Source organism: Nocardioides coralli (genome assembly GCF_019880385.1).
In the GTDB taxonomy this organism is placed as follows: Bacteria; Actinomycetota; Actinomycetes; order Propionibacteriales; family Nocardioidaceae; genus Nocardioides; species Nocardioides coralli.
The window spans coordinates 904,537-917,258 of record NZ_CP082273.1; the positions used below are offsets into that span (position 1 = coordinate 904,537).

14 protein-coding genes are annotated in these 12,722 nt (G+C 72.2%); 5 read left to right on the plus strand and 9 right to left on the minus strand.

Annotation, left to right across the window (positions count from 1 at the left end):
* The first annotated feature begins 46 nt into the window (after positions 1–46).
* Positions 47–433, plus strand: coding sequence for a hypothetical protein (locus K6T13_RS04405; protein ID WP_222897316.1), 387 nt, complete (start codon positions 47–49; stop codon positions 431–433).
* Between the two features lie 5 nt (positions 434–438).
* Here K6T13_RS04405 and K6T13_RS04410 read toward each other — a convergent pair whose 3' ends face one another.
* From K6T13_RS04410 to deoC, 3 genes are read right to left on the minus strand one after another with little or no spacing between them, the layout of a single operon-like run.
* Entirely contained in the window at positions 439–1,308 is an 870-nt protein-coding gene (locus tag K6T13_RS04410) for an aldehyde dehydrogenase family protein (RefSeq protein ID WP_222897317.1), read from the minus strand.
* A complete protein-coding gene (locus K6T13_RS04415; protein WP_222897318.1) occupies positions 1,308–2,744 on the minus strand; it encodes an aldehyde dehydrogenase family protein in 1,437 nt (478 codons plus the stop codon). Before K6T13_RS04415 ends, K6T13_RS04410 begins: the two co-directional genes overlap by 1 nt.
* Before the next feature lie 5 nt (positions 2,745–2,749).
* Positions 2,750–3,724, minus strand: coding sequence for a deoxyribose-phosphate aldolase (deoC, locus tag K6T13_RS04420; RefSeq protein WP_222897319.1), 975 nt, complete (start codon positions 3,722–3,724; stop codon positions 2,750–2,752).
* Positions 3,725–3,794: 70 nt separating this feature from the next.
* Between deoC and K6T13_RS04425 the strand changes: the two genes are divergently transcribed.
* Positions 3,795–4,604 (plus strand): DNA-formamidopyrimidine glycosylase family protein, encoded by an 810-nt coding sequence (locus K6T13_RS04425; protein WP_222897320.1) that lies wholly within the window; start codon positions 3,795–3,797, stop codon positions 4,602–4,604.
* Between the two features lie 9 nt (positions 4,605–4,613).
* On the opposite strand, the gene K6T13_RS04430 is transcribed toward K6T13_RS04425, so the two are convergent.
* Complete coding sequence (locus K6T13_RS04430; protein WP_222897321.1) at positions 4,614–6,275, minus strand: phospho-sugar mutase; 1,662 nt, start codon at positions 6,273–6,275, stop codon at positions 4,614–4,616.
* Positions 6,276–6,346: 71 nt separating this feature from the next.
* On the opposite strand from K6T13_RS04430, the gene K6T13_RS04435 reads away from it, so the two are divergent.
* Positions 6,347–6,799: an SRPBCC family protein gene (locus tag K6T13_RS04435; RefSeq protein WP_222897322.1), complete on the plus strand. Its 453-nt coding sequence runs from the start codon at positions 6,347–6,349 to the stop codon at positions 6,797–6,799.
* Here K6T13_RS04435 and K6T13_RS04440 read toward each other — a convergent pair.
* The 5 genes from K6T13_RS04440 to K6T13_RS04460 all read right to left on the minus strand — a co-directional run bounded on the left by K6T13_RS04440 (position 6,775) and on the right by K6T13_RS04460 (position 9,808).
* Complete coding sequence (locus K6T13_RS04440; RefSeq protein ID WP_222897323.1) at positions 6,775–7,083, minus strand: hypothetical protein; 309 nt, start codon at positions 7,081–7,083, stop codon at positions 6,775–6,777. The two genes, K6T13_RS04435 and K6T13_RS04440, sit on opposite strands and share 25 nt — an antisense overlap.
* A 32-nt stretch (positions 7,084–7,115) precedes the next feature.
* A complete protein-coding gene (tpx, locus tag K6T13_RS04445; protein WP_222897324.1) occupies positions 7,116–7,616 on the minus strand; it encodes a thiol peroxidase in 501 nt (166 codons plus the stop codon).
* Between the two features lie 106 nt (positions 7,617–7,722).
* Positions 7,723–8,511, minus strand: a complete 789-nt coding sequence (locus tag K6T13_RS04450) for an NAD-dependent epimerase/dehydratase family protein (protein ID WP_222897325.1) — start codon at positions 8,509–8,511, stop codon at positions 7,723–7,725.
* Between the two features lie 2 nt (positions 8,512–8,513).
* Positions 8,514–9,308 (minus strand): purine-nucleoside phosphorylase, encoded by a 795-nt coding sequence (locus K6T13_RS04455; RefSeq protein WP_222897326.1) that lies wholly within the window; start codon positions 9,306–9,308, stop codon positions 8,514–8,516.
* A gap of 47 nt (positions 9,309–9,355) precedes the next feature.
* A complete protein-coding gene (locus K6T13_RS04460; RefSeq protein WP_222897327.1) occupies positions 9,356–9,808 on the minus strand; it encodes a gamma-glutamylcyclotransferase in 453 nt (150 codons plus the stop codon).
* 69 nt (positions 9,809–9,877) lie between these two features.
* Between K6T13_RS04460 and lpdA the strand changes: the two genes are divergently transcribed.
* Together lpdA and K6T13_RS04470 are read left to right on the plus strand one after the other, a co-directional pair.
* The gene (lpdA, locus tag K6T13_RS04465; RefSeq protein ID WP_222897328.1) at positions 9,878–11,281 is read left to right on the plus strand and encodes a dihydrolipoyl dehydrogenase; all 1,404 of its coding nucleotides are present in this window, start codon (positions 9,878–9,880) and stop codon (positions 11,279–11,281) included.
* Between the two features lie 18 nt (positions 11,282–11,299).
* Positions 11,300–12,694, plus strand: coding sequence for an NAD(P)H-quinone dehydrogenase (locus K6T13_RS04470; RefSeq protein ID WP_222897329.1), 1,395 nt, complete (start codon positions 11,300–11,302; stop codon positions 12,692–12,694).
* Positions 12,695–12,722: the final 28 nt, after the last annotated feature.

Below are 12,722 nucleotides of genomic sequence, written 5' to 3' on the forward strand. Positions count from 1 at the left end.
GCGCCGTCAGAGCGGACCCGCCCTCCGGGGCACGAGCCTGCGGGTCGTGGGAGCGGCCCTCCTGGCCCTCCCCCTCGCGGCGTGCAGCACGTCCGAGGCCGAGCTGCACCGCGAGCTGTGCGCCTACTTCGAGGCCGACGACTTCCCGGAGCTGGAGTCGCTGGCCACCCAGACGCTGGCCGGCCTCGACCACTCCACGCGGCGACGCAGCACGTGCGAGGAGTGGGGGCAACCGCGGGCGACGCTGGTGGCCGAGCTCCCCGACCCCCCGAGCCGCGCCGACCTGATCGCGCACCTCGCCGAGCGGGGATGGCTGCCCGACGACGCGGTCGGAGGTGGTGTCTACGGCTCGGACCGCACCTACGTGGCCAGCCTGACCGAGGAGTGGGAGGACGGGCCGGTCGTGGTGATCAGCTTCTCCCGCGGCACCTGAGGGTCTCAGACCCCGATCGGGTGCCAGACCGTCTTGGTCTCCAGGAACGTGGTCATCGGCTCCAGTCCTGGGTCGACCGACCAGTCCGGCTCGGCTGCTGGCGCGCGCCGCACCCGCTTGAGGTTCTCGGCCGCCGCCTCCTCCAGCGACGCCGCGAGCTCCGGCTGGCCGGCGACGCCGGTCAGGTCGAGGCCGTTGACGTCCATGTGGGCCGCCAGCCAGGGCGCGGTGACAGCGGCGTCCCCGGTCAGGATGTTGACCACACCCCCGGGAACGTCGCTGGTCGCGAGCACCTCGGCGAAGGTCACCGCGGGAAGCGGTCGGGCGTAGGACGACATGACCACGACGGTGTTGCCGGAGACGATCACGGGAGCGACCACGCTCACCAGGCCCAGCAGGCTCGACTCCTCCGGCGCGACGACGGCGACGACGCCCGTCGGCTCCGGGGTGGAGAGGTTGAAGAAGGGTCCGGCCACGGGGTTGGCGTTGCCGACCACCTGGGCGAGCTTGTCGGCCCACCCGGCGTACCAGACGAGGCGGTCGATCGACTCGTCGACCACGGCGTTGGCCTTGGCCGCGGTGAGACCCTCCGACTGCCGGACCGCCTCGACGAACTGGGGGCGCCGGTCCTCCATGACCTCGGCGATCCGGTAGAGGATCTGGCCGCGGTTGTAGGCGGTGCGGCCGGCCCAGCCCGAGAAGGCGGAGCGGGCCGCCTTCACGGCGTCACGAGCGTCCTTGCGCGACGCCTTGGCGGCGTTGGCCACGAACTTCCCCTTGCTGTCCTCGACGACGTAGGAGTGTCCCGACTCCGAGCGCGGGAACGCGCCGCCGATGTAGAGCTTGTAGGTCTTGCGCACGTCGATCCGCGACATCACACGCCCTCCTTGAGGTACCCCGCGAGGCCGTGGCGCCCGCCCTCACGCCCGTAGCCGGACTCCTTGTAGCCACCGAACGGGCTGGTCGGGTCGAACTTGTTGAAGGTGTTGGCCCAGACCACTCCGGCGCGCAGCTGGTTGGCGATCTTGAGGATGCGCGAGCCCTTCTCGGTCCAGATGCCGGCGGAGAGGCCGTAGGGGGTGTTGTTGGCCTTCTCGACCGCCTCGGCGGGGGTGCGGAAGGTGAGGACGGAGAGCACCGGGCCGAAGATCTCCTCCCGGGCGATCCGGTGGGCCTGGGAGACGCCGGTGAAGATGGTCGGCGGGAACCAGAAGCCGTTGGTCGGCAGCTCGCACGCGGGCGACCAGCGGCCGGCGCCCTCGGACTCACCGATGTCGGAGAGCTCGCGGATCCGCGCCAGCTGCTCGGCGGAGTTGATGGCGCCGATGTCGGTGTTCTTGTCGAGCGGGTCGCCGACGCGGAGCGTCGACACCCGGCGCTTGAGCTTGTCGAGCAGCTCCTCGGCCACCGACTCCTGCACCAGGAGGCGGGAGCCGGCGCAGCATACGTGGCCCTGGTTGAAGAAGATGCCGTTGACGATGCCCTCGACCGCCTGGTCGAGCGGGGCGTCGTCGAAGACGATGTTGGCGGCCTTGCCGCCCAGCTCGAGGGTGACCTTCTTGTCCGTCCCGGCCACCGACTTCGCGATCGCACGGCCGACGGCGGTGGAGCCGGTGAAGGCGACCTTGTCGACGTCAGGGTGGCCCACGAGGGCCGCGCCCGTCTCGCCGGCGCCGGTGATGATGTTGACGACGCCCGGGGGCAGGTCGGCCTGCTGGCAGATCTCGGCGAACAGCAGCGCGGTCAGCGGGGTGGTCTCGGCCGGCTTGAGCACGACGGTGTTGCCGCAGGCCAGGGCAGGGGCGATCTTCCACGCCAGCATGAGCAGCGGGAAGTTCCACGGGATGATCTGTCCGGCCACGCCCAGTGGGGTGGTGCCGTAGCCGGAGTGCTCGAGCTTGTCGGCCCAGCCGGCGTAGTAGAAGAAGTGGGCGGCGGCGATCGGGACGTCGACGTCGCGGGTCTCCTTGATCGGCTTGCCGTTGTCGATGGACTCGAGGACCGCGATCTCGCGGCCGCGCTCCTGCAGGATGCGGGCGATCCGGAAGAGGTACTTGGCGCGCTCGCGGCCGGTCAGCTTCGACCAGGTGCGGGTGTAGGCCCGGCGGGCGGCCTTGACCGCCTCGTCGACGTCGGAGGCGTCGGCCTCGGCGACCTCGGACAGCACCTCCTCCGTGGCGGGGGAGATGGTCTTGAAGCTCTTGCCGTGGCCGTCGACGAACTCACCGTTGACGAACAGGCCGTAGGACGGCTTGATGTCGACGATGTTGCGCGACTCCGGGGCGGGTGCGTACTCGAACACGTTGCTCATCGCGATCAGTCCAGCGTGAAGTAGTCGGGACCGGAGTAGTGGCCGGTCTTCATCTTGGTGCGCTGCATCAGCAGGTCGTTGAGCAGCGTGGAGGCGCCGAACCGGAACCAGTCCGGGTCGAGCCAGTCGGGTCCGGCGACCTCGTTGACCATCACGAGGTACTTGATGGCGTCCTTCGCGGCGCGGATCCCACCGGCGGGCTTCACGCCGATCATCTGCCCGGTGGCCTCGCGCCAGTCGCGCACGGCCTCCAGCATGACCAGCGTCACGGGCAGCGTGGCGGCGGGCTGCACCTTGCCGGTGGAGGTCTTGATGAAGTGGGCGCCGGCCATCATCGCCAGCCAGCTGACACGACGGACGTTGTCGTAGGTCTGCAGCTCGCCGGTCTCGAAGATCACCTTGAGGTGGGCGCTGCCTCCATCGGGGCGGGCGCACGCCTCCCGGACCTGGGCGATCTCCTCGAACACCTGGAGGTAGCGGCCGGCGAGGAAGGCGCCGCGGTCGATGACCATGTCGATCTCGTCGGCCCCGGCCTCGACGGCGTCGCGGGTGTCGGCGAGCTTGATGTCCATGGCGGCGCGGCCGCTGGGGAACGCCGTGGCGACGGCCGCGACGTTGACGCCGCTGTCGCCGAGGACCTCCTTGGCAGTGGCCACCATGTCGGGGTAGACGCAGACGGCGGCGGCCGCGGGGCACGTCGGGTCGGCGGGGTCGGGGCGCATCGCCTTGGCGGCGAGGGCGCGCACCTTGCCCGGGGTGTCCTGCCCCTCGAGGGTGGTCAGGTCGACCATGCGGATCGCCAGGTCGAGGGCGTACTCCTTGGCCGTGGTCTTGATGGAGCGGGTGCCGAGCCCGGCCGCACGCTGCTCCGCGCCCACCTGGTCGACCCCGGGGAGGCCGTGGAGGAAGCGCCGCAGCGAGGCGTCGGAACGGGTGATCTCGGTGACGTCCGCAGGGGTGCTGAGAGCAGTGGCTGTCACCCCGCCAGCATAGGCTCGCAGGGTGTTCCCCCGACAATCCGCACAGCCCCGGCCGGCGTCCCGCTGAGCCGTGCCCGAGGGAGACAGCGTCCGGCTGCTGGCCACCCGTCTGGACCGGTGGTCGCGGGGGCAGGTGGTGGTCCGTTCCGACCTTCGCGTGCCGCGCCTCGCGACCCGCGACCTCGCCGGCCGCACCCTGCTCGAGCACGCGACGCACGGCAAGCACCTGCTGACCCGGTTCTCCGGTGACGTGACCCTCCACTCCCACCTGCTCATGGACGGGGAGTGGTCGGTCACGCGCCCCGGCCGGCAGCTGCCGCGGCGGATCCTGCCCGAGGTCCGGATCGTGCTCGAGCTCGACGGCGGACGGACCCTGTGGGGGTTGCGCCTGCACCAGCTCGACCTCGTGCCCACCTCGCAGGAGGCCCGGCTGGTCGGCCACCTCGGTCCCGATCCGCTGCGCGCCGACTGGGACGCCGCCGAGGCCGTACGCCGGCTGCGCGCCGACCCGCAGACGCCCCTCGTCGCCGCCCTGCTCGACCAGACGAGGCTGGCGGGGCTCGGCAACCTGTGGGTCAACGAGCTGGCGTTCCTGCTCGGGCGGAGCCCGTGGACACCCGTGGGGGACGTCGACGTCGACCGCCTCGTCGAGCTGGCGGCGACGGCGCTGCGGCACTCCGTGACCGTGCCCGGTGCCTACCAGGTGACGACGGGCACCGCCCGGCGGGGCGAGAGCCACTGGGTGGCGGGTCGGCAGCGTCGCCCCTGCCTGCGGTGCGGCACGACGGTGCGGATGGTCGAGGAGGTGGCGGGCGACCCGTCCCGGCGGCGGACCTGGTGGTGCCCGCACTGCCAGCCGGGCCCGGAACCACCCGACTGACCCCGACGATCAGAGGCCGAGCCTGGACCGCAGGTCGCCCTGGATGGCGTCGAGACGTCCCGCCGCCGCGATCCGGGCGGCGTCGACGTCCTCGTCCCCGACGGGGACGACCACCTCGAGGTAGCACTTGAGCTTCGGCTCGGTGCCGCTGGGACGCACGACCACCCGGGCGCCCTCGGCCAGCCGGTAGCGCAGCCCGTCGGTCGGGGGGAGGTCGCCGCTGCCCTCGCTGAGGTCGTCGACGGACTCGACCGCCAGGCCGCCGAGCTCGGTCGGCGGCGTACGGCGCAGGGTGTCCATCGCCCGCTCGATCTCGGCGAGGTCGGTGACCCGCACCGAGAGCTGGTCGGTGGCGTGGAGGCCGTGCTCCGTGGCGAGGTCGTCGAGGACGTCGACGAGCGTCCTGCCCTCGGCCTTGGCCTCCGCGGCCAGCTCGCACAGGAGCAGCAGCGCGGACACGCCGTCCTTGTCGCGCACGTGCTCGGGGTCGACGCAGTAGCCGAGCGCCTCCTCGTAGCCGAAGGCGAGGTCGTCGACGCGGCTGATCCACTTGAAGCCCGTGAGCGTCTCGGCGTAGGGCTGCCCGTGGGCCTCGGCCATCCGGCCGAGCAGGGAGGAGGAGACGATGGAGGCGGCGTAGGTGCCCTCCTTGCCCCGCGTCAGCAGGTGGTGGGCGAGCAGCGCTCCCACCTCGTCGCCCCGCAGCATGCGCCAGCCGTGGGGCCCCGGCACGGCGGCTGCGCACCGGTCGGCGTCGGGGTCGTTGGCGACCACGAGGTCGGCGTCGGTGCGCTCCGCGAGCTGCATCGCGAGGTCCATGGCCCCCGGCTCCTCCGGGTTGGGGAAGGCGACCGTGGGGAAGGTCGCGTCGGGGTGCTCCTGCTGCTCCACGACGGCGGGGGACTCGAAGCCGGCCGTCTCGAGGACCTGGAGCACCGAGGTGCCGCCGACCCCGTGCAGGGGCGTGTAGACGGTGCGCAGGTCGCGCGGACCGTCGCCGGCGAGGCCGGCGACCGTGTCGAGGTAGCGGTCGACGATCTCGTCGTCGAGGACCGTGCCGGCCTCCCCGAGCGGGATGTCGGCGACCGCCCCGACGGCGGCGATCCGCTCGGCGATGCCGGCGTCGGCAGGCGGCACGATCTGGCTGCCGTCTCCCAGGTAGACCTTGTAGCCGTTGTCCTGCGGCGGGTTGTGGCTGGCGGTCACCATCACGCCGGCCACGCACCCCAGCTCGCGGATCGCGAAGGCGAGCACCGGCGTCGGCAGGGGCCGGGGCAGCACCAGCGCCCGCAGCCCGGCACCGGTCATCACCGCAGCGGTGTCGCGGGCGAACACGTCGGAGTTGCGCCGCGCGTCGTACCCGATCACCACAGGGCTGCCCGGGCGCGCGCCCTCGTCGACGAGGTAGGCCGCCAGCCCGGCAGCGGCGCGGAGCACGACCACCCGGTTCATCCGGTTGGGTCCGGCTCCGAGCGCGCCGCGGAGCCCGGCCGTGCCGAACTCGAGGGTGCCGGCGAACCGGTCGGCGAGGTCGGCCCGGTCGGCATCGTCCCCCCCGGCCGCCACCTCGGCGATCACCTGCTCCAGCTCCGCCCGGGTCTCCGGGTCGGGGTCGTCGGCGGCCCAGGCGCGGGCGCGGTCGAGCAGGTCGTCGGAGGCGGCCGTGGTCATGTCGGCACGGTAGACCCGGACCGGGACAATGGCAGCATGGGGGACCAGCCAACGGCCGCACCGGTGCCCGCGTGAGCCGCCGCTTCGTCTTCGGCGGGTCCTGGCTGGTCGCGGCCCCGCCCGGCCGGGTGCACGCCGTGCTCGTCGACCTCGAGCACTACCCGGACTGGTGGCCCCAGGTGCGGGCGGTGGCGAAGATCGACGACGACCACGCCAGGGTGCTGTGCCGCGCGTCGCTGCCCTACACCCTCGACCTGGTGCTCACGGCCGTGGAGCGTGGTCCACACCTGCTCGAGACCCGTCTCGACGGCGACCTCGAGGGCTTCGTACGGTGGCGGATCGGACCTGACGCCGCCGGCACCCGGCTCGTCCTCGAGCAGGAGGTCGTCGTCACCGGCCGGCTGATGGCTCTGGCGGCGTACGTCACCGGCCGGCCGCTCCGGTGGAACCACGAGCAGATGATGGCCGGCGGCCTCGCCGGGCTCAGGTCCCGGCTGGCTCAGGCCTCGTCGTCGGGCGAGTAGCGCTTGTCGGCCTGGCCGTAGTCGTCGTGGTCGGTGAACATGCCGACCTCGGTGTCGAAGTCGCGCTGGGTGTTGTCCACCTCGGCGCCGTCGGGGCGGTTGTCCGGGGCGAGGCGCTCCTCCCGCTCCTCCTCGATCTCGTCGATCTCCTCCTGGTCGACGTCCTCGGGGTCCGGCAGGCTCCCGGGGGCGTGGTCGGCAGTGGCCTCGCGGTCGACGTCGTCGGCGTGGAGCTCGGCCTCGACCTCGTCGCTGTGCTGCTCCTGGAAGTCGCTCTCGCTCATGGCGCCACCCAAACCCGCGGGCCGCGGGGGTGTCAACGGTCCAGAGCGGCCAGGGCGGCGTCGTAGTCGGGCTCGTCGTCGATGTCGCGCGCGAGCTCGGTGTGGAGGACCGTCCCGTCCCGGTCGACCACGACGACCGCCCGCGCGAGCAGGCCCGCGAACGGGCCGTCGAGGAGCGTCACGCCGTACTGCTGACCGAAGTCGGTGCGGAACGCCGACACCACCTCGACGCCGTCGATCCCCTCGGCACCGCAGAACTGGACCTGGGCGAAGGGCAGGTCGTGGGACACGCAGACGACGGACGTGTCGTCGAGGCCTGCCGCCAGCTCGTTGAAGCGTCGCACGCTCGCGGCGCAGACGCCGGTGCCGACGCTGGGGAAGATGCTGAGGACGAGACGGCGACCGTCGCCGGGCAGCACCCGGGACTCGGTCAGGTCGGCGCGCGTCACCAGCGCGTCAGGGGCGGGGGTGCCGACGGCCGGCAGCTCGCCGTCGGTGCGGGCGGGGGTGCCGCCGAGTGCGGTCTGGGCCATGAGAACTTCCTACCGCACCGGCCCAGCGCTCCGGCGGTGGTGCCAGTCGACGACCCTGCGTGGCCGGGAGGCGCAACCGACTCTCATCGTCAGAACGCGGGCCGGGTCAGAACGCGGGCCGGTGGAACCGGGCGCCCGCGAACGGGCCCCCGACGACCGATCCCTCGACCTCGTCCTCCGGGCGCGTCTCGACGCGGTCGGCCCAGTCCTCGGCGTCGTCCTGCGGCTCGTAGCCGAGGGCACGGCCGGGCGCCAGGTCCCACCACGCCCGGGTGTTGCGGCTGATCCCGTAGAGCACGGCGTAGCCGGGCGCCGGCGCGGTGAGCCCGGCCTCCACCATCCGCACGCAGTCGGCCGGGGAGAGCCAGGTGGAGAGATGGCGCGTGGTCTCGGGGCGGTCGAGGAAGGAGCCGATGCGGCACGAGACCACGTCGAGGCCGTGGCGGTCGGCGTAGAGCGACAGCAGCGCCTCGGCGGCGACCTTCGCGACGCCGTAGAACGTGTCCGGGCGGGGCCGGGTGTCGGTGCCGACGAGCTCGCTGCGCGGCGTCCACCCGACGGCGTGGTTGGAGCTGGCGTAGACCATGCGGCGCACGCCCTGGCCGACCATCGCGTCGAGCAGGGCCGCGGTGGTGAGCGCGTGCGAGGCCAGCGATCCCGCCAGGTCGGCCTCGTCGGGGTTGCCGGCCAGGTGGACCACCCCGTCGGGGCGTGCCTCGGCGACCACCGCCGCCGTCTCCGCCGGGTCGGTGCAGTCGGCGACGTGCCAGGGGCCGTCGTGGTCGACCGGGGCGGGTGCGAGGTCGAGGCCGGTCACCTCGTGGCCCCGGTCGCTCAGGCCGGCGGTCACGACGCGGCCGATGCTCCCGGCGGCGCCGGTGAGGAGGACCCGCATGCTCAGATCCGGTCCACGACCTGCGAGAGCAGCCCGCCCATCCTCGCCGCGGCCGCCTTCCCCGCCTCGAGGACCTCCTCGTGGTTGAGCGGCTCGCCGGAGATGCCGGCGGCAAGGTTGGTGACCAGGCTGATGCCGAGCACCTCCATGCCGGCCTCGCGCGCGGCGATCGCCTCGAGGGTGGTGCTCATGCCGACGAGGGTGCCGCCGATGGCGCGGACCATCGCGATCTCCGCCGGGGTCTCGTAGTGCGGGCCGGGGAACTGCACGTAGACGCCCTCGTCGAGGGTCGGGTCGACCTCCCGGCACAGCTCGCGCAGGCGGGCGCTGTAGAGGTCGGTGAGGTCGACGAAGTTGGCGCCCTCGATCGGCGAGGTGGCCGTGAGGTTGATGTGGTCGGCGATGAGCACCGGCGTGCCCGGCGACCAGGTCTCCTTCAGCCCGCCGCAGCCGTTGGTCAGCACGATGGCCCGGCAGCCGGCTGCCGCGGCGGTCCGCACGGGGTGGACGACCGATCGGACCCCCTTGCCCTCATAGAAGTGCGTCCGGCTGAGGAACACCAGCAGGTTCTTGTCGCCTGAGCGGATGCTGCGGATCGTGCCGCTGTGACCGGCGACTCCGGCGGCGTGGAAGCCCGGGAGGTCAGTCGTGGAGACCTCGGCCGTGGCCTCGCCGAGCGCGTCGACGGCGGGCAGCCAGCCGGAGCCGAGGACGAGGGCGAGGTCGTGGCGGCGTACGCCGGTGAGGTCTGCGAGGGTGTCGGCCGCGTCCTGGGCCAGCTGCTGCGTCTCGGTCACGGAGTGACTCTAGAACGCCGTCCGGTGCCGGATCACAGGTCGGTCGGTCACAGGCCGGTCGAGCGGCACGGCCGACGCCGCAGCGCGGCGACGTAGTCGGCGGGCGCGTCGGCGGCCTCGGCGGCGTCGGCGAGGATGCCCAGGTAGGACGCCGAGGGCAGCCCGCCCTCGTAGGCGTCGAGGACGTAGGTCCACACGACCAGCTCGCCGGTCATCGTCGCCACCCGCACCTTGGTCTTGCGGTAGAGGCCGAGGTCGGCGCCCTCCCACCCGTCGAGGGACGCCTCGTCCTCGCGGGTGATGTCGTAGACGGCGACGAAGACCTGCTCGAGGGGGTCCTCGACGATCGTGGAGAGCGCGCCGTCCCACCCGTGCTCCTCGCCACCGAACGTGAGTCGCCACCCGGTCAGCCAGCCCGTGGTCCGCAACGGCGAGTGCGGGCAGCGCTCACCCATGCGCTGGGGACTCAGGTTGGTCCCGTAGGCGGCGTACAGCGTCACGGGCAGCAGGGTAGCCGCCCCGGACGCCGCATTCGCGGCCCGAGGACTGCCCCGACTACGCTGGCGCGCGTGAGCGACAACCACTTCGATGTCCTGGTCCTCGGCGCCGGCCCCGGCGGCTACGTCGCGGCCATCCGCGCCTCCCAGCTCGGCAAGAAGGTCGCCGTGGTGGAGGAGAAGTACTGGGGAGGGGTGTGCCTCAACGTGGGCTGCATCCCGTCCAAGGCGCTGCTCCGCAACGCAGAGCTCGCCTACACCCTCACCCACGAGCGCGACAAGTTCGGCATCGAGGGCGAGCCCACGATGGGCTTCAAGACGACCCACGCACGCAGCCGCTCGGTCAGCGAGGGCATCGTCAAGGGCGTCCACTACCTGATGAAGAAGAACAAGATCACCGAGATCAACGGCTGGGGGACCCTCACCGGCCCGACCGGGATCGACGTGAAGGACGGCGAGGGCAACACCTCCTCCTACACCTTCGACAACCTGATCCTCGCCACGGGAGCCACCGTGCGGCTGCTGCCGGGCATGGAGACGAGTGAGAACGTCGTCACCTACGAGGAGCAGATCCTCGACGACCAGCTCCCCGGCTCGGTGATCATCGGTGGCTCCGGCGCCATCGGCGTCGAGTTCGCCTACGTGATGAAGAACTTCGGCGTCGATGTGACGATCGTGGAGTTCCTCGACCGGATGGTTCCCACCGAGGACGCCGACGTGTCCAAGGAGCTGGCCAAGCACTACAAGAAGCTCGGCGTGAAGGTCATGACCTCCACCAAGGTCGAGAACGTCGAGGACACCGGTTCGGGGGTCAAGGTCACCGTCAGCCCCGCCGACGGCGGCGAGTCGCAGGTGCTCGAGGCCGACAAGATGCTGGCGGCGTTCGGCTTCGCGCCGCGCCTGGAGGGCTACGGGCTCGAGAACACCGGCGTCGAGACGACCGAGCGGGGCGCCATCGCCACCGACGACTACGGGCGCACCAACGTCGACAACGTCTACGCGATCGGTGACGTGACCGGGAAGCTGATGCTGGCCCACACCGCGGAGGCGCAGGGCGTGGTCGTGGCCGAGGTGATCGCCGGCGCCGAAACGATGCCGGTCGACATCGACATGATCCCCCGCGCCACCTACTGCCAGCCCCAGATCGCCTCCTTCGGCTACAGCGAGGCACAGGCCAAGGAGAAGGGGTACGACGTCAAGACCGCCTCCTTCCCCTTCTCGGCCAACGGCAAGGCGATGGGCCTGGGCCACGCGGTCGGCTTCGTGAAGATCGTCGCCGACGCCGAGCACAACGAGATCGTCGGCGCCCACATGATCGGTCCCGACGTCACCGAGCTGCTGCCGGCCCTGACGCTGGCGCAGAAGTGGGACCTCACCGCCGACGAGGTCGCCCGCAACGTCTGGGCGCACCCGACCCTGTCGGAGTCGGTCAAGGAGGCCGTGGAGGGCATCGCCGGCCACATGATCAACCTGTGATGAGGCGGACGGAGCTCCATGTCTGACCGCGTCGTCATCGTCGGGGGAGGCCCGGGCGGCTACGAGGCCGCCCACGTCGCCGCCCAGCTCGGGGCCGAGGTGACGGTCGTCGACACCGACGGACTGGGGGGCTCGGCCGTCCTCACCGACTGCGTCCCCAGCAAGACGCTGATCGCCACCGCCGAGCTCATGACGGAGATGTCGGAGGCGGCCGAGCTCGGCATCGGGTTCCGCGACCTCGAGGGCGACCCGGCCACCTCGGTCTCGGTCGACCTGGCCCGGGTCAACGAGCGGGTGCTGGCGCTGGCCGCCGACCAGTCAGCCGACATCGCCCGCCGGCTCGAGCGTGACGGGGTCCGGGTCGTGATCGGCCGGGGACGGCTCGCCGCACCCGACCGGGTCGAGGTGACCCTGCCCGACGGCGGCACCGAGACCCTCGAGGCGGACGTGGTGCTGCTCGCCACCGGCGCCCAGCCGCGGGTGCTGCCCACGGCGCAGCCCGACGGCGAGCGGATCCTGACCTGGGAGCAGGTCTACGGGATGGACGAGGTTCCCGAGCACCTCGTCGTCGTGGGGTCGGGCGTGACGGGGGCGGAGTTCGCCTCGGCGTACCTCGCGCTCGGCATCGAGGTCACGCTGGTCTCCTCGCGCGACCGGGTGCTGCCGGGGGAGGACGCCGACGCCGCCGAGGTGCTCCAGCAGGTGGCCACCCGGCGTGGCATGAACGTGCTCTCGCAGTCCCGGATGGAGTCGGTGACCCGGGAGGGTGACGCGGTGACGGTGACCCTCACCGACGGCCGCACCGTCCAGGGGTCGCACTGCATCCTGGCCCTCGGCTCAGTCCCCAACACCGACGACCTCGGGCTGGCCGAGGCGGGGGTCCAGACCGACGAGGGCGGCTTCATCCGGGCCGACCGGGTCTCGCGCACCACCGCGCGGGGCGTGTACGCCGCCGGCGACTGCACCGGGGTGCTGATGCTGGCATCGGTGGCGGCGATGCAGGGCCGGATCGCGATGTGGCACGCGCTCGGCGACGCCGTCGCGCCGCTCGACCTCAAGCAGGTCTCGGCCAACGTGTTCACCTCGCCGGAGATCGCCACGGTCGGCTGGTCGCAGCAGGCCGTGGACGAGGGCGGCATCAACGCCGAAGTGGTGACCCTGCCGCTGAGCGGCAACGCCCGGGCGAAGATGCAGGGCGTCCGCGACGGCTTCGTGAAGCTCTTCTGCCGGCCCGGGACGGGCATCGTGGTGGGGGGTGTCGTGGTCGGTCCGCGCGCCAGTGAGCTGATCCACCCCGTGTCGATCGCGGTCGCCGAGTCGTTGACGGCCGACCAGCTCGCGCAGGCGTTCACGGTCTACCCGTCGATGAGCGGGTCGATCGCCGAGGCCGCCCGTCGCCTGCACCACGTCTGAGGTCCGTTACCGGTAACGGTCCAGTAAC

What these genes read in the sequence shown, in the direction of transcription:
- K6T13_RS04430 (WP_222897321.1), bottom strand. Translation starts at nt 6,275, where the DNA reads ATGACCACGGCCGCCTCCGACGACCTGCTCGACCGCGCCCGCGCCTGG.
- tpx (WP_222897324.1), bottom strand. Translation starts at nt 7,616, where the DNA reads ATGGCCCAGACCGCACTCGGCGGCACCCCCGCCCGCACCGACGGCGAG.
- K6T13_RS04450 (WP_222897325.1), bottom strand. Translation starts at nt 8,511, where the DNA reads ATGCGGGTCCTCCTCACCGGCGCCGCCGGGAGCATCGGCCGCGTCGTG.
- K6T13_RS04410 (WP_222897317.1), bottom strand. Translation starts at nt 1,308, where the DNA reads ATGTCGCGGATCGACGTGCGCAAGACCTACAAGCTCTACATCGGCGGC.
- K6T13_RS04415 (WP_222897318.1), bottom strand. Translation starts at nt 2,744, where the DNA reads ATGAGCAACGTGTTCGAGTACGCACCCGCCCCGGAGTCGCGCAACATC.
- K6T13_RS04440 (WP_222897323.1), bottom strand. Translation starts at nt 7,083, where the DNA reads ATGAGCGAGAGCGACTTCCAGGAGCAGCACAGCGACGAGGTCGAGGCC.
- K6T13_RS04470 (WP_222897329.1), top strand. Translation starts at nt 11,300, where the DNA reads ATGTCTGACCGCGTCGTCATCGTCGGGGGAGGCCCGGGCGGCTACGAG.